18 protein-coding genes and 1 riboswitch are annotated in these 21,016 nt (G+C 36.3%); of the genes, 4 read left to right on the top strand and 14 right to left on the bottom strand.

Features of this window, described 5'->3' with window-relative positions:
- Nucleotides 1-40: 40 nt before the first annotated feature.
- The 4 genes from RAH34_RS19170 to RAH34_RS19185 are packed head-to-tail and all read right to left on the bottom strand — an operon-like array spanning nucleotide 41 to nucleotide 5,944.
- A complete protein-coding gene (locus RAH34_RS19170) occupies nucleotides 41-1,375 on the bottom strand; it encodes a tol-pal system YbgF family protein (RefSeq protein WP_114821229.1) in 1,335 nt (444 codons plus the stop codon).
- Nucleotides 1,372-4,065 (bottom strand): hypothetical protein, encoded by a 2,694-nt coding sequence (locus RAH34_RS19175; protein WP_306597181.1) that lies wholly within the window; start codon nucleotides 4,063-4,065, stop codon nucleotides 1,372-1,374. The genes RAH34_RS19170 and RAH34_RS19175 overlap by 4 nt, the downstream gene beginning before the upstream one ends.
- Nucleotides 4,066-4,068: 3 nt before the next feature.
- On the bottom strand, nucleotides 4,069-4,920 hold the full coding sequence (locus tag RAH34_RS19180; protein ID WP_306597182.1) for a DUF4280 domain-containing protein: 852 nt from the start codon (nucleotides 4,918-4,920) through the stop codon (nucleotides 4,069-4,071).
- A gap of 1 nt (nucleotide 4,921) precedes the next feature.
- On the bottom strand, nucleotides 4,922-5,944 hold the full coding sequence (locus tag RAH34_RS19185; RefSeq protein ID WP_306597183.1) for a LysM peptidoglycan-binding domain-containing protein: 1,023 nt from the start codon (nucleotides 5,942-5,944) through the stop codon (nucleotides 4,922-4,924).
- Nucleotides 5,945-6,401: 457 nt separating this feature from the next.
- Here RAH34_RS19185 and RAH34_RS19190 point away from each other — a divergent pair, with 457 nt between their 5' ends.
- Nucleotides 6,402-7,049: a hypothetical protein gene (locus RAH34_RS19190; protein WP_306597184.1), complete on the top strand. Its 648-nt coding sequence runs from the start codon at nucleotides 6,402-6,404 to the stop codon at nucleotides 7,047-7,049.
- Nucleotides 7,050-7,055: 6 nt separating this feature from the next.
- Here the strand turns inward: RAH34_RS19190 and RAH34_RS19195 are convergent, their stop codons facing one another.
- The 9 genes from RAH34_RS19195 to tsaE all read right to left on the bottom strand — a co-directional run bounded on the left by RAH34_RS19195 (nucleotide 7,056) and on the right by tsaE (nucleotide 14,607).
- Complete coding sequence (locus tag RAH34_RS19195) at nucleotides 7,056-7,598, bottom strand: hypothetical protein (protein WP_306597185.1); 543 nt, start codon at nucleotides 7,596-7,598, stop codon at nucleotides 7,056-7,058.
- A 27-nt stretch (nucleotides 7,599-7,625) separates the two neighbouring features.
- Nucleotides 7,626-8,117: a hypothetical protein gene (locus RAH34_RS19200; protein WP_306597186.1), complete on the bottom strand. Its 492-nt coding sequence runs from the start codon at nucleotides 8,115-8,117 to the stop codon at nucleotides 7,626-7,628.
- Between the two features lie 102 nt (nucleotides 8,118-8,219).
- Complete coding sequence (locus tag RAH34_RS19205) at nucleotides 8,220-10,499, bottom strand: cation:proton antiporter (protein WP_228411993.1); 2,280 nt, start codon at nucleotides 10,497-10,499, stop codon at nucleotides 8,220-8,222.
- A 96-nt stretch (nucleotides 10,500-10,595) separates the two neighbouring features.
- Complete coding sequence (locus RAH34_RS19210) at nucleotides 10,596-10,985, bottom strand: hypothetical protein (protein ID WP_306597187.1); 390 nt, start codon at nucleotides 10,983-10,985, stop codon at nucleotides 10,596-10,598.
- A gap of 110 nt (nucleotides 10,986-11,095) precedes the next feature.
- Nucleotides 11,096-11,806, bottom strand: a complete 711-nt coding sequence (locus RAH34_RS19215) for a LytTR family DNA-binding domain-containing protein (protein WP_114821222.1) — start codon at nucleotides 11,804-11,806, stop codon at nucleotides 11,096-11,098.
- Nucleotides 11,781-12,554, bottom strand: a complete 774-nt coding sequence (locus RAH34_RS19220) for a histidine kinase (RefSeq protein ID WP_306597188.1) — start codon at nucleotides 12,552-12,554, stop codon at nucleotides 11,781-11,783. Before RAH34_RS19220 ends, RAH34_RS19215 begins: the two co-directional genes overlap by 26 nt.
- Before the next feature lie 16 nt (nucleotides 12,555-12,570).
- Nucleotides 12,571-12,942 (bottom strand): hypothetical protein, encoded by a 372-nt coding sequence (locus RAH34_RS19225; RefSeq protein ID WP_306597189.1) that lies wholly within the window; start codon nucleotides 12,940-12,942, stop codon nucleotides 12,571-12,573.
- Nucleotides 12,942-14,132, bottom strand: coding sequence for an alanine dehydrogenase (locus tag RAH34_RS19230; protein ID WP_114821220.1), 1,191 nt, complete (start codon nucleotides 14,130-14,132; stop codon nucleotides 12,942-12,944). Before RAH34_RS19230 ends, RAH34_RS19225 begins: the two co-directional genes overlap by 1 nt.
- Before the next feature lie 67 nt (nucleotides 14,133-14,199).
- Nucleotides 14,200-14,607, bottom strand: a complete 408-nt coding sequence (tsaE, locus tag RAH34_RS19235) for a tRNA (adenosine(37)-N6)-threonylcarbamoyltransferase complex ATPase subunit type 1 TsaE (protein WP_306597190.1) — start codon at nucleotides 14,605-14,607, stop codon at nucleotides 14,200-14,202.
- Nucleotides 14,608-15,014: 407 nt separating this feature from the next.
- Here tsaE and dnaG point away from each other — a divergent pair, with 407 nt between their 5' ends.
- Both dnaG and clpP read left to right on the top strand, forming a co-directional pair.
- A complete protein-coding gene (dnaG, locus tag RAH34_RS19240) occupies nucleotides 15,015-17,000 on the top strand; it encodes a DNA primase (protein ID WP_306597191.1) in 1,986 nt (661 codons plus the stop codon).
- A 111-nt stretch (nucleotides 17,001-17,111) separates the two neighbouring features.
- Entirely contained in the window at nucleotides 17,112-17,798 is a 687-nt protein-coding gene (gene clpP, locus RAH34_RS19245; protein ID WP_027373257.1) for an ATP-dependent Clp endopeptidase proteolytic subunit ClpP, read from the top strand.
- Nucleotides 17,799-18,121: 323 nt separating this feature from the next.
- On the opposite strand, the gene RAH34_RS19250 is transcribed toward clpP, so the two are convergent.
- Complete coding sequence (locus tag RAH34_RS19250) at nucleotides 18,122-19,225, bottom strand: T9SS type A sorting domain-containing protein (RefSeq protein ID WP_306597192.1); 1,104 nt, start codon at nucleotides 19,223-19,225, stop codon at nucleotides 18,122-18,124.
- Nucleotides 19,226-19,287: 62 nt separating this feature from the next.
- A riboswitch (cobalamin riboswitch) is annotated at nucleotides 19,288-19,480 on the bottom strand.
- Between the two features lie 223 nt (nucleotides 19,481-19,703).
- Here RAH34_RS19250 and RAH34_RS19255 point away from each other — a divergent pair.
- The gene (locus RAH34_RS19255) at nucleotides 19,704-20,972 is read left to right on the top strand and encodes an esterase-like activity of phytase family protein (RefSeq protein WP_306597193.1); all 1,269 of its coding nucleotides are present in this window, start codon (nucleotides 19,704-19,706) and stop codon (nucleotides 20,970-20,972) included.
- Nucleotides 20,973-21,016 lie beyond the last annotated feature (44 nt).

The raw sequence follows: 21,016 nt of genomic DNA on the forward strand, positions 1-21,016 counted from the left end.
AAAATCAGTAGGCTTAATTTCTTTACTCCATTTAGTACTTTTACTTCATCCTGTCTCTAACTCTTTGTGGTACTCTGGACATATCTTTCGATTGGCTATTCATAAGATTATAATATTTTATATAAGCTTCTTTTGACTCTTGTTTGTTATTAAGTCCCCATTTAGCATCTGCATAATTTAACCAGGCAACAACCCTGTCAGGATATTGAGACAGTATCTTATCAAGGATGCTAATGGAGCTTTTATAATCTTTATTTTGTTCCTGATAGTAAGCTATATTATTATAATCATTTACCGTTTTTTCATTGAGTGGATATTGTTTTAAAAGCTGATTGATTTCATTTTCAGTTAATGGTGGGGTACACTGATAGTCTTTATTAATCTTTGAGACAATATCCAGTGCTTGTTTTAAATCCAATTTCCTAATATACATATCCAGATCTTTTTCTGTAAATGTATTTATCTCGTCAGGGGAAAAAGTAGAATCGTTATTAGGTAAATAAGTATATGATAATTTACAGATATCATCATGTTCAACATAGGTTTCTTTAGAAAAGTTTATCTTACTTAACTGTAAAGTCTTAGAGGTTGAAATAAAATAATATTTGTAAGTAAGAAGATTATGAGGGGTATTTTCTTCGGCTGTTTTCTTTATGACCAGAAAATTGTTTTCAAAATAAACATCATCAGTTTTTGGAACAATTGACTTTGTTGTGAAGTTTATAGTATAATTATGATCTTTTAAAGAAAATGCAATATTGCTGTTTGTATTGTTATTTGAGCTTTTAATGATTTTTAATGTACTTAAGTCAATTTTAACTGTTTGATCAGATTTATTGATGGTATTTTCATTTGAAAAAAACTGGGGCTCTAAAAAGTTAAATATAATAAAGTTATTTTCTTGAGTAAAACTTAAAAATTTATTTAACGGTGAATCCTGGGTTGAAGAAATATCAATAAAACCAACTTCTTTTATTTCTTTTTCTTTGACTAAAAAAATACTATATCCCCAAATACCACTCTCATCTCCTTCTTCAATGAAAAGCAGACCAAGGTTTTTATTTTTATAATAATAAGGAGTACAGCTCCAAGAATTCTTTTGTAATTTGCCAATTAGAGAATTGTTTGAATAGACCTCATTGTAAAAGCCTCCATCATAGTTTTTGGCAGCTATCCTTATAATATTTTTGTCAAATTTATACTCATATTTATAACTTTTTCCTTGTAAATTAAAGTCTTTTCTTATTTCTGTAACAGGGGAAAATGTTAATTCTTCATGGATAATAGTCTTTTTGTTTTCTATCTTTTCTCTTTTGTAATCTTTACAATTATGTACAGCGAAAGTGAAAAATATTAATAATATTAAGGTTCTCATACTTTATCAGTGCTTCTATTTGCTTTATTATATTGTTTTTGTAATTGTAGATCTTCTTTTGAAAGGGATATATATAGTAAAGGATTGCATCTATACTTATAATTATCTCCTTTCTGTGGAAGCATTTTGCTTGAAAATTCAATGTGTAAATGTGGACCATGTGTTCCTTCAGCAACTCCAGTTACACCTGAAATTGCGATTACATCTCCAGGTTCTACATTTTTGCTTTTAAATTCAAAGCTATTCAAATGACCATATAAAATATATCGATCTTTTCCGGAGTCATATAAATCTCCTTTTGTTACTTCTTTATCATACTTTAATGTATAATTTTTTTTATGTTTCTCTAATAGTTCCTTGTCTACTTTTAATACAATAGTTTTACCATAACCAGGAATAACATCATTATATACAATTTCACCTTTTAAGCAAGCATATATTTTAGTTTTTTTATTAATTGCAAAAATATCCAGACCTGTATGTGGCCTACCCCTATGGCCACCAAAAGAACTAAAGTCAGGATCATAGCCACCGCTAAAATTGTGAAGTGTAATTTGTGGATTATCTATAGGATCATGCCATTCGTTAGATTTTTTTCGTGGTTCGCCTTTAGTTTTAAATGGACAATCAGATGCTTTTTCACTTAGCATAACATGTGCTGCTTTTACATAGTCATATCTAATGGCTTTTGTAGCGTCATCTTCTCCAGAGTTAATAACATTACTTATTTTTCTAACATTTTCCTTTTCAATACCTTTATCAGCAATATTACTTAAATTATTTTTCATCCAAAAATATATTGCAGATAATACAATGTATTCTGAATTAAATAATAAGTCTGGATTTTTCATAAAATCTTGTTGAGCTAATCCAACTTTAGTATAATTTTTATTATACCAGTCTTGAAATCCTTGATAATTTTTTCTTCCAGTTAATTGTATCAGTCCTCGTCCCCTAAACTTATAACCATCTTGTTCAGGGTTTTGTAAATCATTTTCTGGACATATATTATTTCCTAGATCTTTTGCTTTATCTCCTCTACTATATGCCCAGTTTGCAATTTTTATTTCTCTTTCTTTTGTAATTTCTGATTTGTCACTTCCATAACCCCATTCTTCTGCATGCTTTTTACCTATCTCTGTTTTGAAGTTACTAAATTTACTTTTTAATCTACTTGGTGGATATATAAAGTCTTCTTTATAACTCCAAAATTTAGTTTCTTTAGCAACCTGCCCTAGAAAATTTGCTCTCCTATAACAGTTATTATTAATTTCAAAATCAGTCATATATTTATTTAAATTATTAATATATGCCGGTATTCTTGTATTATATGGTGCCTTATTAAGTATTGAACCATGCCCTGCAGCTGTCATAAACTTATCCAAATCATTAGTGCTTAATGATATTTGACATGATCTGCATTTACCATCTTTCGGAACTGCAGGTTCAGGCTGCTTCTGCACCCCCGCCGCACTCTTCACCTTCTCCACCTGCATCAGGCCTTCCGAATTTACCCCAAATTTCTGAGATTCTGCAGAAAGATCTTTGGAGATAATTTCAATGAAATAATTTTGTGTACCGGAGTCAGGGTCACCGATAGGGGAGTCTATTCCTTTTTCAAAAATATCTTTGGAAATGACAAATCCTGAAGTATCACATACATCGGCAGGAATTTTAATATTTCCACTTCTGTAAACTTCATCATTGGAAGTGGTATCATATTCCCAGACTACATATTGGATGTGTTTTCCTACCATGTTTTTGGAGTGGATTCTTACCCTTACTTTATCTCCTACAGCAACTTTGGAAAGTTCTTTTCCTGTATCATCAATGAAAAGGGCTTCTATAATATTGCCTTTAGGATCCGGCTGTTTGGGACCACCTCCTTGTCCGGCCGGGAATTTTGGCGTGTGTTTCTCAGGCTGCAGCTTGGGTTTTGGCTGATTTTGAGGCTGTCCTTTATAATCCGGATTGGCCACATCTACATTCACCTGGCTGGCTCCCTGAATTTGGCCTGAATAAGTGGCGGTAACATAATATTCATGATTGGCACCTTCATTTTTATCACCTTTCATCAGAAACTGATTGGCCATCTGGCGAAGGATTTTTTCGTCAGACATCAAAGGTATTTGTACTTCTGCAATCCCTTTTTCATTAACCCGAGCCTTATAACTTCGAGTATGGCGGTTGTTTTTATTGATAACAGGGTCATGACCTTTTCCAGGCGCATCATCCTCCCAAAGATGGAATTCAATCTCTTTATTAAACATGGCGATGCAGTGAGCCTGTGCAATGAGAGTATCCCGATAACTGGCTTTATTAACGTTTGCTCCTCCTCTGTTGAAGAGCACTACTTTATCTATTTTTGAAACTTTGTTATTGGTAGGGATTAATATGATGCTGGCAACCAATTCTTTAGTTGTGGGAAGTCCAGGTAAAATTCCTTTCTTGGTCTCGTAGACTTTCATTTGAAATTCTATTCCCAGTGCTATTTCTCCAAATTTGTAGGTTACTTTTTCGCCCTTTTTAGGTTGGCTGGTAATGTCTTTCCAGCTTCCGTTCTTTTGTTTCTTAAAAAGATACCATTCATAATCACCTTTTATTCCAAAGGAGAGGATAGAAGGTTTTATTTCGTAGGAGTAGGTGGTTCCTACCAGAGGATTCTGATTCCCGATAATAGTTCCTGTCATGGCTTAGCTGTAATAAAGTTCGTCTGTCCCTTTTGTATCTTCCTTGAATTCATCAAAATCCACAACGGGATTATAAACCTGCTGTTCCTGGGTATTTGCTTTTCCCACATGGCTTTTGCCTGCCTCACTTTGCTGTCCGTGCTTGAGAATCGTTATTTTTCCTCCTGTGCTGCACATCAGTTCTGAGATTTCTGTAAGACAGCTTTTTCCCAGGACTTTTACTTTTTCATACGTTTTCTGCCATTTTCCAGCAGGAGCGTAAGCACAGGGAAGATATCCTCCGGAGGTTGGCTTCAGTTTACACTGTCCGAATGGTTGTGCCGCAGGATCTAGCTGAAGGTCATCCTCTGTTACGGCCAGATAATCAGCGTTTCCTTCTTCATCATTCCAGTAATGTTTCTGATGGCTGGTTACTTTAAATTTTGGAAATTTAAATCCCTGATTGCATTGCACGGTTCCTTTTTGCACAACGAAATATTTTCCTTCATGAGGACTGGATCCGCTGTCTTCTTTTTTATCTTTTTTTTCCTCTTTATCAGATTGTTGTTCTGTATTTTCAGATGTCTGTTCTCCGCCTTCTGGCTGCTCTTCTGTAGCGTTTTCTTCACTTGCGGAGATTTCCTCTGTAGCTTCTTCCTGTGATGACGTGGAGCTGTTTTGAGGTTCTTTTTCCTCAGCCATAAGCTGTGGATCTTCCGGAATTAAAATGGCTTTTCCTGGAACAGCTTCCTGCATAACATCTTCAGGAGGGCAGTGGAGATTATGATAGGTTTTCAAAATACCCTCATCTTTCAGCTTAAACTGCCGGGCCAGAGAACTGAACGTATCGCCTTTCTGTGTGACATAATTTTTCATATTATCCTTGTGTTATATTGATGTGATGTTGGTGAATAAATTGATCTTCATGACTGAGCAAAACAGATGTTTTCGCCTCAAGTAGATTCTTATTTTTGATGTGTGTGGTGTATTCCAGTACGATAGTTCCTGAAGCTGATTGGGAAGTCTTTTCATTAAGCTTGATACCGCGTATAATCTCCCGTGAAGTACATAATTCAGTGATTCTACCCTTTAAAATGGTCAGAATAGAGTTGTCATCTTCATTTTCATGTTCAATATCGAGTTCACATTGTACCGGAAAAGAATTCTGCACTAAATGGAAATATTCTTTCCACTTTGCCTTCTTCTGAAACCATTCGATTTTTGGAAACAGGGTCTGAAACAGGAGTGTGCTTTGAAACTGTTGTAATAAAAACATTTCATCATTGATACTTCTTTCAAACGTATTCAAATAATTTTGAAAAATTTCACCTATATAAAACTCCTCAAGTTCTTTGCGTTGTTCGGAAAAAGTGTCGATAATTTTCTTATGGTCTGCAAATCCGGTGATTTTACCCTGTTCATTGATCACAAATTCAAGAGGCATAATACTTTGCATACAGGCAATGGAAATACTGCTTATTTTATCATCAGGTGTATTTCCGTTGCATGTAAAATCCTTTTGGTTGTAGCTTAATATATGTTGTCCTGTATTTTTGTCTTTATTAAGATTAATATCAATCATATAATTAATATTAACTGATGATTCGAACGGAATTTCAAAAGTTTCATTAACATTATACTTTTGAGCGAAAAAAGAATCAGAAAGTTGGCTGGGAAGACTTTTTTTTCTCTCCTGCTCTTTTTGTTCTTTGGTTTTAAAATTTGTAGGAACAAAGATATTTTTAACTTCATTAAGGTTTTCAAACCAAACTTTATCCATCTTTTGACAATGGGAATTGTGAAACCACTTTAGCTCCTCACTGGTCATGCCCAGCCGGGAAGCGATAGAGGTCAGCGTGTCTCCATTCCGTACCTGATATTGTAAGAAATCAATTTCCATCCAAAGTGAATTATCTGATAAAGCTATTAAAAAACTCTATTGGAAATTCATTTTTGAGGTTAAATTTTAAAAATTGTCGTAGAATTACGACATGAGATTGATACCATATAGAAAACCACCCCGTCAAAAATTCTTTGAATTTTCGCCACCCTTCCGGAGGAGGGGAATTTTTACATCTTCATTTGTAATGCTAGTCAGGATTGGAATTTTTGTTGATTCTTTCTTGTTAGTTTAATGCGGATGGATTCTTACGGAATGACAAACTGTATGGGTAATACTATCATTCCAATTGTGTCATTCCGAAGGAATCTCAGCTGCTATAAGGGTTTTCAGCGTTTGTATACTTTTAAAATACTTCGCTGTAACTTACAATAAGCAAATAAGAAACTTTTGTGGTTTCATAATATACAATACAACCAAAAGTTATTATTAATTTTAAAGCTATAAAAAAGCCAATATGAAGAATAGATTCTTACACGGAGTTTTCATAATATTGATCAGTTGGGGTTCTGTATACGCTCAGAAGTCAGGCGATCAAGCATCTGTTTTTTTCACTACTAAAGTACAGGATACTGTAAAGATTGGGGAAACATTTAATGAGAAAGATACTACGGCCAGCAAGAATTTAAAAAATAGGATAAAACCTATTCAGGCTAATTTTAAAAGAATCAATTCCATGACAAAATGGACTTCTGTCAAAAAGAAGGATATTGAAGGAGAATCTGCAGAAGGAGGAGAGTCTGTATTTTATTATACCGATAAAGGGCTGGAAAAAGTTATTGCCAGACATTATGGAGAAATGGGACAAATGTTGATAGAATATTATCTTATGAACGGGCAGCTGTCTTTTGTTTTTGAGAAAGAGTACAGGTATAATCGTCCGCTTTTCTATGATACAAAAGCAATGAAAGATAATAATGATACGCAAGCATTTGATTTTAATAAGTCCGAGGTTATCACAACCAGGAATTACTTTGAAAATGGAAATATCATTATGATCAGTAATACTACAGGACGTGGATTTAATATCGGTGCTGATTATCCGTCCGAACAGGAGAAAAACTTAACAGAGCGTTTCAAAAAGCTTCTGAAACTGGCAGAATAATATCTGTTATTTCTTTTGATCAGCTTTGATAATATGGAGTCTTTCTTCCACTTCATTAATCCTTTTAAGCCAATAATTGATTCCTTCCTGATTGGACACCGTTTCTTTGAAAGCATTACGGTTGACGGCCCATAGGTGTGAGCTGTTTTTCTGATAGTCCAGCTCGCGTTCTTTTTTATTTTCGGGTTCTATGCGGTATCTCCAGAATACCAGTGCATGCATATATTCTGAGCGGATTTTTTCAAGATAAGCAATAATGGCTTTTCGATCCTGAGGGATATATCCGGGGCCAGAACATCCACAGGAATGAAAAGTGATCCCAACCGTATACAGATCCTTGATGTGCGCCCATTGTTTATCGTCATTCTTTGCCGGCGATTTAAAATCAAGTCCCATATTAGCCATCAGGCTTCCACATTCCGGGCACTTGGCTTCCACAGAGACCTGAGCATCCCGGTCCACATCTTTCAGGTGGCGGCGTTTGAAAGTTTTCTGGCAGTTGAAACAGGCATAATGTCCTTTGTAAACCATCATGGCATATCGGCACATAGTATTATCTTATTCTTTGGTTATAAGTTATTTTTTATTTGTTTTTTCCTCTTCATTACAACTGATTCCCATAAAGCTGCTGGCACTTCGTGGATCGTAGACCGACCATACATTTCCCCAGAGAAATTTGAAGGTGCAGCTGGGATAAGGGTTTTTCTTTTTTTGGGTGGGTGATATTCCAAGGACTTTGGTCAGGAAAGTATTATTCCGGCGGAAAACATTCATTTCTTTTTCCTCTGTCCATTCATTCCAGTCTTTGGCATCGGTCTTTTCAGAGGTATTCATATGGATGATATCCAATTGATCTCCAAAAAAACACAAACTGAAAGATACCTGGTAGCCTGCTATTTCTATACTCTTAAAATAATACCAATAATATCCGGTTTTTACATCCCGGAGCGTATGAAATTTTTCTTTATAAAAATCAGACTGTTTCAGCTGATCAAGACTCATTCCTTTATAAAGTGTGGTAGCAAGGGCTTCCAGCTCTATAACTCCATTTTCACTGTTAATCAGCATGTCCCAAAAAATTGAAGCTATAAATATACCCGTTTTTTCTTTACAGACAACGAATAATATTTACAGCTTCAATAGAAATAGAAATATCGGTGTGTTATTATGTTATGGATTTGATATGATTAATGTGGATGGGATGTCGGACAGCCATAGACTCTTTGTATCAATCAGATTTTTCCAGCTTTTGCTGCTGATCAGCATCAGATCCTGAGCATTCAGAAATTCTTTTTCAATCTTTTTCTCATTGTACAGGGTGATGTGGTTTGGAGCTACCTGCTCAATGCTTCTGATCAGTTCTTTCACTTCAATATTATTTCGGATCTGTCCTGCAGCATCCAGAATAATAATCTGTGAATTATTGTTATTGATCAGTCTTTTAGCATACTCAAGAAGGTAAAAATCACTCAGGTTAAAGATCGGAACAAACACTTTGTCTGCCGCTTTAAAATCTTTTTCTACCAAAATCCCCACCGGAATATTAGTTTTGTCAAGGATCTGAAGGGTAAAATCGTCAAATGGAGAATTATTGAATATGTTTCCTTTACCTTTTACCGTGTTCAGAAGTTTTTCAGGATTAATAATCTTGGTGGTAAAACCTAATAACCTTCCTAATAAACTACCTTCATACATAGATTTCCCTAGCATGATCAGCAGAAGGTCATAATGCCCTTTGTTGGTAATGCTGGTAAGATCGCTTTCGATATCCGTAGAAGCTTTGAAAAGGGTAGTCACCTCCAGATTAAGGTCATGAGAAGTCTCAATCACATTCTGGAATTGTGAATCTTCATACTCGTTGATATCATAAGCATGCATCTCATCTACCGGAGCAATATTCATGGCAGTAATGCTTTTATTGCCATTCATTTTATGAGTGAAATTGTGAGCCAGTTTTAAGAGAGTACTTCCGGATTCCGGTTTATCAAAAGAGAGGAGAACTCTGTATTTGGAATCGTTTTCGTGAAGGGGTTCGTCCTGATTTTTTTTGGATTTAAAAATAAAATTAATAAAGTCTAAGGCAGGACCTGTCATGAAAGTAGTGAAAAGTGCCATGATTACGAGCATTGCAAAGATTTCTGGGCTTAAAACTCCAAGATCATATCCGATGTTCAGGACAATAAGTTCCATAAGACCTCTGGTATTCATCAAAGCTCCTATCGTTAAACTTTCTTTCCAGTTAATGCCTACAAATCGTGCTGTCAACGCACTTCCTGCAAATTTTCCGAGAACAGCCGTCAGAATAATAAATCCGGCGGTCATCCACAGATGGCTGTCATTCAGAAGTCCGATCTGCGTACGAAGTCCTGTAAATACAAAGAACAACGGAAGCAAAAGTACCAAAGCCACATCTTCTACTTTATCAATAAAAAGTGTACGGAATTTTGTATTCTCAGGCATAATGGCACCCGCCATAAAAGCTCCGAATAAAGCATGAATACCGATTACTTCAGTAGCATATGCTGACAAAATAAGGGTCAGAAAGAAAATAGCCACCATGGGCTTGCTGATCGTGTTTTTTCCAGCCTGAAGGTCTCCGATTCTTTTCAGGAATGGTCGTACAATTTTAATCATTAAAAACACATAGGCGATTGCCATGATGATCACATAGATAGAACTGGCGAAAGAACCTGCCTTTACAATAGCAATTACAGCAGCAAGAATACACCATGCTGTAATATCATCGGCCGCAGCACAGGTAATAACAATCGTTCCCAGTTTGGTTTTCTGAAGATTTCTTTCCTGTACAATTCTCGCCAGTACCGGAAATGCGGTAATACTCATAGAAATGGCTATGAATAAAGCAAAAGAGGTAAACTGGATACCATCCGGTGCAAATTCCTGATATACAAAATAAGAAAGCCCGATTCCCAAAGCAAAAGGAATAATAATACTCGCATGGCTGATGACCACTGCATCATGAGCTTTTTTTCTCAATACGCTCAGATCCAGCTCCATTCCAACGATGTACATGAAAAGAATAAGGCCTATCTGACTTAGAAACTGAAGGTTGCCTAATGATTCTTTTGGGAAAAGAAAAGCTGAAAACTCAGGGAAGTACATTCCCACTAATGATGGTCCCAGCACAATACCTGCAATCATTTCTCCGATGACTGTTGGCTGCTTTATTTTCATACAAATCCACCCGAAAAGCCTTGCCGTCATGATGATGGTGACAATTTGCGCCAATAATAAGGCAAGCGGATGGTGAAGGTTGGTTTTGAAAGATTCCAGGAAATTTTCCCAGGTAGAACCGCTGCTGGTGTTAGCAACAATATTTTCTTTTACTTCCAGCGTCTGTCCTTCGATGATGAAATAATACATCAGACAAGAAAAAACAGCGATGGTAGTAATGTAGAAAATTAAATTTTTGTATTTCCCCAAATTCATGATTCCAATATTTTATGCAAAGTTGAAAAGAATATAGTTATGTTAAATACTCTTTTTTTTTAAATGTAATGAATGTTCTAAAAAATGTAATAAAATCTATTTGAATGAATAGCCGAGTCCGAAGCCTATTTTCCAGTTTCCATTCTGATCTGCTGTCTTAGTGTTATAGTAGGCAGGAATCTGGAAGGCTATTTTTTTATAGACCACAGTAAGACCTGCTCCCAGCGTAGGCATAATAGGACTGTTTTTAGTTCCGGAAGAATGGTCTTCTTTAATTCTCAGAGAAGGAAGCATTCCAACAATGAATTTTACGCTTTTATGGGTAAGATTTACATTAGGCCCTGTAAAGTTGAGGTAAGCACCATGATCTACATATCCGGCTACTGCTATTCCGTCAAAAAAAGAGACCTTCAGTTTTGAAGAGGTTTCCTGGGAAAAACAAAAGCCGGATATGAGAAGTCCTGCAGCATAGAAACAATTTTTCATTATAAAATCAATTAATTCTATGCAAAATTAACAGGATTTAATACTGAAAAAGGGGAGTTGTAATGAAGAACTTATATTCTGTAATGAAACCGGAAAGATTTGGAAAAGACTTATTTTCCGAAGAGCTCCATCAGTGAGCTTTTGTAGGCATCACCGATCTGAAGTTTCAGAAAAGAGTGATCTTCCGTAGGAATGGTTGTAATGATTTCGTTGGTTGAAAATACTTTAATGGAAGACAGGGCAATAATCTCTTTTTTGTTGACCTGAGCAAAATCTTTTGCGGGAAGCATTTCCAGAAGGTTTTTAAAATTCAGGTTTTTTAAGACGATGGTTGTTCCGTCACTTAGGATAATATCTTTGTCTCTGCTATCAATTTCAGAGGTTTTGATATAGGAAATCTGCTCTGTGAATATAACTGTTTTTCCAATATTGGTATTCCACTCGATAAAAGTCTTTTTAGGCGCATTTTCTACCAGTTCTTTAGCTTTTTCGAAGGCCTGGATCAGTCTTTCTTTTTTGATGGGTTTCCTTACATAATCTACCACATTCAAATCGAAAGCTTCGGCAGCATATTCTTTATAAGCTGTTGTAAAGATGATTTTTTTAGAACCTGAAATAATCTCAGCCACCTGAAGACCTGTCATTCCAGGCATTTCAATATCCAGAATACACAGATTACAGTCGAGGCTGTCTATTTCGTTCAGAAAGATTTTAGGATCATTGAATGCTTTTACCACTTCTACATTCTCGATCTGCTCGCATAGAAGTTTTAAATAACTGATGGCCAGTAATTCATCATCCAGAATAACGCATTTTATCATAGAATTCTCCTAAATTGATTTTTAATTCTGCAGTAAAGATTCCGTTTTTTGAACTTCTTTCCAGCTGGTAATACGTACTGTAGATCATTTTAAGCCTTTGATCAAAAGACTGGCTTCCGAAACCGCTTTTCTCTTTCTCCAGAATATTTTTCAGAGATGCTTTATTGCTGACTTTCATCGTGAAAATTCCACCTTCAAGCTCCATATAAATGGAAATAAAAGAATCCTGAGCCAGGAAATCCGTATGTTTGAAGGCATTTTCAATAAGATCCACAGAGATCAGCGGGGCAAATACCTTTTCCTCATACAAAGCATCCGATTTATTAATCTTTGATTTGATTCTGAAGTCAAAAAGTGGATTGATCTTTATTTTATTAATCTCAATAAGGCTTAAAGCAAAGCTAAGCTCTTCTTTCGGGCTTACATACTTATTGTTGCTTTCGTATAAAATATAATCCAGCACATTCGCCAGCTTATCCAGTGACATATAGGTCTGATAGGCATGAGACTGTACCGAATTCAGAATATTTTTAAACAAATGCGGATTCAGCTTTGTGCCGATATGTTCCAGACGAACTTCATTCAGCCGCTGTTCAATAAGCTTGTTGGTCTCTGATAATTTGGTATTTCTCTGTTTCAGCTTTTGGTTCTGGCTGAAGAGATAAATGCTTACTGTCAGAAACAGGAAAATGGCAAAAACTCCGATGAATATCAGATAATCATGAATCATGTAGTAATTGCCATCCATAGCTCGTTTTTGAAAACTATTTAAGTTTCTTAAGACCGTTTACTGTCACGGTTTCTTCACACTTTTCAAAAGTGATTTCGTAAGACGGATTTTTTTCAGGATAAGTGATTAGATAATCCGGACATGGTTTTTTCTGTGCATGGCTACGGTCAAAGTCTACTTTTCCGTTGGTAATGATGCTGTCTTTTACAAACTTTTCATCAATCTTGTAGGTCGTCATTGCATTTTTAGCTTCCTCAGAATATTTGAATTCTTTGGAAAGGCTTTCAGCAATCACACGGCTGTTCGGTAAATATCCGCTGCAGCTTGCCCCTTTTTTGTTTAAAATAAAAAATACGATCAAAAGCCCCGGAACGAAGCCTATTGCATAAAATTTCAGTTTCTTCATTAGAAAATTAAAAGATTGATATCGTGGTACGTAAGTCCGAAACGGTCGCAGATGATCTTTTTGGTATGTCTTCCTTTGTACATATATAAGCTCTGTTTCATTTCGTTTTTGCGGATCAGCATGTTTTCAAAGCCGCCCTCTTCGTCATAATTTAAAATATAGGAAAGGAAGAAATTCGAGATGGCCTTTGTGGTAGTTCTTGGCATTCTTGAGGTAAGGTTCGGAAGTCCGCAATGGATAACACCATGTTTAATGATATAAGGATCCTCCATAGTGGTCAGTTCTGAGGTTTCAATCACTTTACCATTGTCTATCGTGATATCAATGATGACACTGCCTTTTTTCATTTTCATGACCATATCTTCTGTAACGATAGGGGTCATGTTTAATCTTGGTAGCGCCCCGATTACTACATCAGCACGTCTTAAACTTTTACTGAGTTCTTTAGGATCAATAATAGAAGTCGGTACACGGCTGTCAACGATAGTATGAAGTCTTCTCAGTTTTGATAAAGAATTATCGAAAACCTTTACACTTGCTCCTAAACCAATAGCTGCCTTTGTAGCAAATTCACCTACAATTCCAGCGCCAAGAATTACAACTTCTGCAGGTCTTACGCCTGTAATTCCTCCAAGCATTAACCCATTTGATAAGGCTAATAATTCAGAGGCGTATAAAATAGAAACGGTTCCTGCAATTTCCCCGACTAATCTTACCAAAGCCAGTTGCTTGTATTCATCAACGATAAATTCAAAAGCGATAGCGTTTATTTTTTTCTCTGCAAGCTTTAAGAAATAATCCTTGTCTCTAAGGTTGATCTGAAGTGCCGAAACCAGATATGTATTAGGTTTCATGTACTCAATTTCATCTTCCGTAGGAGGATTCACCTTCAGGATAAGATCCTGCCCGAAAGCTTCTTTAGGATCATTGGTGATCTTCGCTCCAGATTCCGAATATTGTAAATCTGTAAAGAATGAACCTTCTCCGGCCCCTGCTTCAATAATGATCTCATGACCGTGCTCTACCAACACCTGTACGGCGTCAGGAGTAATGCAGGTTCTCCTTTCGTTGAGACAGGTTTCTTTAGGAATTCCAATACTGAACTGTTTTCCTTTCTTTATAACCTCCAATTTTTCCTCTTTCGGCATTAATTCTTCTTCTGTGAAAGGAGTAAAAATATTTGTACTCATCCTTAAATTAAATTATGTCTTACAGATTGTTTTTTACACTCAATTAATGAGCAAAGATACATAATATTTACTCGAATGAAACTTCTCTGTTTTCACCCGTATTCACAATGCTCATTGTATGGTAGTTAAGACCGTAAAGCTCCTCTTCATACACTTCCGGCCACTCGATAATGCATAAAAAAGAGTTGTCCAGGTATTCTTCAATACCGATATCATACACTTCTTCAATGTTTTTCAGGCGGTAAAGATCAAAATGATACACTTTTCCTTTTTCTGTATTGTATTCATTCACAATAGAATACGTGGGAGAGTTGACTTCATCATTGCTGCCCATATTTTTAAGCAGAAATTGAGTAAATGTTGTTTTCCCTGCTCCCAGATTTCCTTTTAATAAAAGAATATTATGTTGTAATTGAGGAATGATGTTGTCAACAACTTCCTGCCAGTCTTCGATTGTATGGATAGTGAACTGCATATACTAATTTGTTTTGCAAAAATAATGATTTATGAGTTTTAAATGAGAAACTAGAAGTTAGAAGTTAGAAGTTAGCAGTTGAAAGCTAGAAGCTGGAAGTTATTAATTATGAATGATGAATTATAAGTTATGAGTTAAACTCCTACACATTCAAACTCTACTACCAAAAATCTCCTTATCCCGAGCCCAAAATGTTCCCACTCTCTAACCCTAAAACCCTCTTACTCTAAAACTCTCAACCCTCGATAAATTGAATCTTGAAACTCTTTCCTCAAACACTCTCGCACCCTAAAACCCTCTAACTCTCAAACCCTCCAACCCAATACCTCGAAACCCGAACCCCATATCCTGTATCTGAAACTCTCCAACCCATCCAACTTTTCCATAAAAATACTTAATTTTACACCATGATTTCCAAACAGACCATTGATAAGATATTCTCCACAATCCGCGTTGAAGAGATTGTGGGCGAATATGTGCAGTTGAAAAGAGCAGGGTCTAACTACAAAGGACTCAGTCCTTTCCATGACGAAAAAACTCCCAGCTTTGTAGTTTCTGCCAGTAAGCAGATCTGGAAGGATTTCTCCACAGGAAAAGGGGGAACAGCGATCTCTTTCCTTATGGAAATTGAGAACTTTACGTATCCTGAAGCACTCCGCCACGCTGCAAAAAAATACGGAATTGAAATTGAAGAAGATCAGCGTGAAATTTCTGAAGAAGCAAAAAATGCCCAGACTGAAAAAGATCTCTTGTATAAGATCCATGAGGTTGCCAATACTTATTTTCAGGAGATCCTTTGGGATGATCAGGAGGGTAGAAGTATAGGTCTTTCTTATTTCAAAGAAAGGGAATTGAAGGATGATATCATTAAGAAATTCCAGCTTGGATATTCTCCGGAGAAGAAAAATGCTTTCACGGCTTATGCCCTGGAAAAAGGATATACTAAAGAGATTCTTGAAAAATCCGGACTTTCTATTTTTCCTGAAAATACTCCTGCAGGCGTAGACCGTTTCAGAGAAAGGGTTATTTTCCCTATTCACAGTTTTTCCGGCAGGGTTTTAGGTTTTGGAGCAAGGATTCTTAAGAACAATGTTAAAACTGCAAAATATCTTAATTCCCCGGAAACGGAGATCTATCATAAATCCAATGTTCTTTACGGATTAAATCAGAGTAAGCAGGCTATTTCAAGAAAGAATGCTTGTCTTTTGGTGGAAGGATATATGGACGTGATTTCCCTTCATATGTCCGGAATCGAAAACGTAGTGGCAAGTTCCGGAACGTCTTTGACGACAGAACAAATCAAACTTATTAAAAGGCTTACGGAAAACGTAACGATTCTTTTTGATGGTGATAATGCCGGTATCAAAGCCAGTTTCCGAAGTATTGATATGCTGCTGACTGAGGGAATGAACATCCGTGTCTTGCTTTTCCCGGATGGAGATGACCCGGATTCCTTTGCCAGAAAACACCCGCAGGATTACGTTGAAAAGTACATCGAAAATGAAGCGATGGACTTCATCGACTTCAAGGCGGAAATTCTCCTGAGAGATATCGGAAATGATCCGATTAAAAAGGCTGAAGCAATCAGAGATATTGTGAAATCTGTCTCTTTCGTACAAAATGCCCTGAAAAGAGAGGTTTATCTTAAAGAAGTTTCCAATAAATTCGGACTTTCTGAGCAGAGTCTTTTCAATGAACTGGATGTTCAGAAGCAGATCACACAGAATCAAACGCATCATGTTCAACAGCAGCAGAAAGAGAAAACAGCCGTTCCGAAAATGGAAGTTGTGCCTTTGGATCAGAAAAAAGAAGATCCTTTTCTGTATGATGTACTGTTCATGGAGAATAAACTTGTTGAACACATGTTGGCATTTGGAGATATTATTTTGAAACGTAGAAATGAACAGGGAGAAGAATATCAGATTACTGTAATTGAGGAGATTCTTCATCATTTTGAAGAAGAGCAGTATGCATTTTTAGTTAAAGGCAATGAAATCATTATTACTCAGGTAAGGGAAGGGATTCAAAAAGATGAGTTGAGAAGTGGAAACTTTTTTGTATCTTTTATGGACGAAGAAATTACCACAAAGGTTGTAGACGCACTGATCCCGTTGGATGAGCTTGAAAACTGGGCTTCCAGAAACATTTATCCTCCCAATTATGGTGATAAAGTGGCAGATCAGATCAAGGGAGATGTTTTGCTGCACAAATACAGATATATTGATTATTTAATTACAGAAACAGATAAAGAGCTGGATGTGTACAGGGATACTGATGAAGGAAAGTACTATGAGCTTATCAAGAAAATTACATTATTGAAACAGGCTTCCATGCGATTGAGTAATATCATCGAATATTCACCTATCAAAGGAATCTATGGTAGAAAAAGATAATTTTTAAGTCAGTTTTTTTATATTCTGTGACAAAAAGTCCTATAAAATTTTAGGAATAAATATTGTAATTTAAACTTCGAGAATATTTTAAAAATAATACATAATAGAAATATGGACATTAAAAAAGAATTCAGAGATTTCTCTGTAAAACATTTAGGAAACAACGGTTTAGTTACCGATCAGTATATGGGAATGTATGGCCCAACGAATCTTACTCCGTACATCATGGAAGAGAGAAGATTAAACGTTGCTCAGATGGACGTTTTCTCCCGTCTGATGATGGACAGAATTATCTTTCTTGGGACAGGTATTGATGATCAGGTAGCAAACATTGTTACGGCTCAGCTTTTATTCTTAGAAAGTGCTGATCCTTCGAAAGATATTCAGATCTATATCAACTCTCCTGGTGGTAGTGTATATGCAGGTTTAGGTATTTATGATACCATGCAGATCATTAAGCCCGATGTAGCAACAATCTGTACAGGTATGGCTGCTTCAATGGGAGCTGTATTATTGGTTGCAGGAGAAAAAGGAAAACGTTCTGCGCTTAAGCACTCAAGAGTTATGATTCACCAGCCTTCAGGAGGTGCTCAGGGAGTTGCTTCTGATATGGAAATCAACTTGAGAGAGATGTTGAAATTGAAGCAGGAGCTTTATGAAATCATCGGTCATCATTCAGGACAAACGTATGAGTGGGTAGAAAAATCTTCTGACAGAGATTACTGGATGACTTCTGAAGAAGCTAAAGGCTACGGAATGGTAGATGAGGTTTTACAAAGATCTACAGAGAAAAAATAATTGATGATAAAATCATGAGAACCGCACTTATCTGGTGCGGTTTTTTTGTTGGGTTATATTTTTAAATGTTTAGATTCCTGCAGAATGACAAACTGTATGGATAGACAACCATTTCAATTCTGTCATTCCGTGGAAATCCAGCCACAATGATCCAAGAACAGATGTGGGAGAAAAATTACAATCCCAATTAAAGTTTCAACTGAAGACGCAAGAATTCCCCTCCGCTGGAGGGGTGGCAAAAATTCAAAGAATTTTTGACGGGGTGGTTTTAACAGTCTATTTTACCTATATCCCCACAAAAAAAGCGTCTCAAGACGCTTTCTCTATTTCTTAACAATCTTATGTATTGTCGTATTTTCAGCTGTTTTAATCTCCACAAAATAAGCTCCCGTGTTTAAAGAATGAATATCAATCTTAGTAAACTGTGAAGTCATTACTTTCTGTCCTGTAGCAGAATAAATATTCACTTCTTTCAGTTTCTCAGCCGTTTCAATCTGAATAAAACCACTTGCCGGGTTTGGATAAACACTGAATTTTTTCTTTGTCACAGAAGAAACCCCTAAAGTAAGCTGTGCTTCGGTTGGAGTAAATGGTCTTCTTTGCCCGAAACTCAATCCAAACCAATCAGTGTTACTCAGTTGAATCTGAGAAAGATTGGCTTTTGCTTGCCAGCTTGATAGATCTTTTCCTTTATACAATTTCCAGCTGTCTGATCCGGAAGTATTCCCAGCAAAGGAATTCAATGCTAAATTAGCAATCTGATTATTTGCTGATGTGAAGTTAAAATAAGAAGCTTGAGATTGGATCAGTTGTAACGCCTGTTCAGCTGTTATACTTCCGTTATATTTAATTCCAAAAACAAAAGAATTGGCATTTCCGTTGGTATTATCAGTTCCGAAATCAATAACTACAAGACTTTTATTAGTTCCTGTTCCCACCCAGTTCGTAACCTGAGAAGGAGTAAACCAAGCAGAACTGTAGGCTGCAACTGGTGGGGAAGGTATTGTAGGAGGGGAAAAACTATAAGAAGCTCCATACCATCTTCCGTCCACTAAAAGATCATTGTTCACACCATTATTGAATGCCATAGTTGATGGAGTATTTCCTGACCAGGTAGACCAATAGTCGTCAAGACTAGGAGTATGATGATTGTAATTTAAACTGTACAGAAATCCGGATGGTATTTCAATTTCCATTTTAGGTTCTGCAGCGGCAATAGCAGTAATCATGTCTTCCATGGTTAAACCATTTCCGTCAAAACGATATCCCCATGCATAAGAATTTGGAGTGCTGTCATCATTAAAGTCTGCAATGAAATACGCTTTTTTAGAACCTGTTCCTACCCAAAATTTAATGTCGTTTTCTGTGAATTGGGCCGACAATAGCTGCATGCAAAGCAGTAAGAAAAAAAGATAGATTTTCCTCATGATATAATTAATTTAAAGTTTTATTCCCGAAACTTATCTTCAGAGGAGAAATAATTCTTTCTCTGAATCTAGTGTTTTACGGCAGGTCTCCTGGCTCACATCTTACAGCTTCCTTCCCGGATTTTCACGTCCAGTGGTTTTTCGTGCAGTAAGTTTAAACAGTTTACAGTTGCGGGTACAGCCCAAGATTTGAATATTATTCTCACTTGATTCCCTATTAATGAACATTGTTCAGCCTTAAAACGCTGCAAATATATCATATAAATTGATAAGTCTGTTTTGTGAATTATTTACCTTTAAAAAGTTGATTTTCAATTTGATTAATAATTTGGCGGGATTGTTGGTTTTTTATTTTTAAATAAGTTCGTTTCTTATTTATTTTCAATGCTTCTGTCTGTTCTATTGTTAAAAAACAATTATCATTATATTCAAGATCAGTTTACAATCAAGTTCTATTTTCGCAGCCATAAAATAGCATATGAAAAAATTACTATGGTCTGTGAGTATACTGGCTGTATTGGCTTCATGTAAAAGTGATGATGATACCACCATAATTAATCAGGATATTAATTATTCCAAATTCCCTCAGGAGTTTCCCTTTACAAAACTGGCTACAATAAACGGAGTGGATGTTATCAACGGAGGTTTTGGTTCCGGAGCAGCCGCTCATCCTACCAGAAAAGGCGAATTCTATGTCATTACAGACAGAGGGCCTAATACCGACTTCCAGAATGGGAAAAAGTTTCTTGCTCCTAATTTTACTCCAACCATTATGCATTTTAAAATCAATGCTGACGGAAATGTAGAGGTCATCAAATATATTAAACTTAAAAATCCATCCGGACAACCTATTACAGGACTTCCAAATCCTGCAGGAATGGGAAGTACGGGAGAAATTGCTTATGATGCTTCCGGAAATGTCTTAGGTACTGATCAATATGGTCTTGACAGCGAAAGTATTGTTGCTGCTGCTGATGGTACATTCTGGGTTTCTGATGAATATGGTCCACATATCGTACATTATAGTGCTGATGGAATCGAGATGGAAAGAATAAGCCCTGTTGGCGTAAATACAGGACCAAGAAAACTGCCTGCTGTTTTAGCCAAAAGAAGGGCCAACAGAGGAATGGAAGGACTTTGTATCACTCCGGACGGAAGAACATTGGTAGGTACCATACAATCCATGATGTTTGTTCCTAGTAAAGCATTGGCTACCAATACTACTTTAACGAGAATTGTCACTTTTGACATTATTACAGGGCAAACCAGGCAGTTTTTATACAAACAGGATGGCGGAGCTTCTGATTCGGTGTGTGATATTACAGCCATTAGCAATAATGAATTCCTGGTGATTGAAAGAGACGGAAATTTCGGATCTCAGGGAGGAATCAAAAAAGTATACAGAATCAATCTGAGCAGTGCTTCCGATGTGAATGGAACTGATATTAATGCGGTGGACGGAATGAAAATTAACGGAAAAGCTTTAGAGCAATGTTCATGGGATGAAATTACCAATGCCGGAATAAAAGCTGTTACCAAAACATTAGCCGTAGACCTGGTAGCAAAACTGGGCTATGAACATGATAAATTCGAGGGAATTGTTTATTTGGGAAATAATAAACTGGCTGTTTTCAATGATGATGACTTTGGAGTAGTGGATGATGGAAGCGGAAATCCAAAAGCTAAAATTTTGCCTAAAACGGGTAAAGTAGACAAAGGAACAATGTATGTAGTCGATATTCAATAATTAGATTTTTTTAACGGAAAAGCGGCGGAATCAAAGATTCCGCC

Origin of the sequence: Chryseobacterium sp. WLY505 (assembly GCF_030846215.1) — a bacterium.
GTDB lineage: Bacteria > Bacteroidota > Bacteroidia > Flavobacteriales > Weeksellaceae > Chryseobacterium.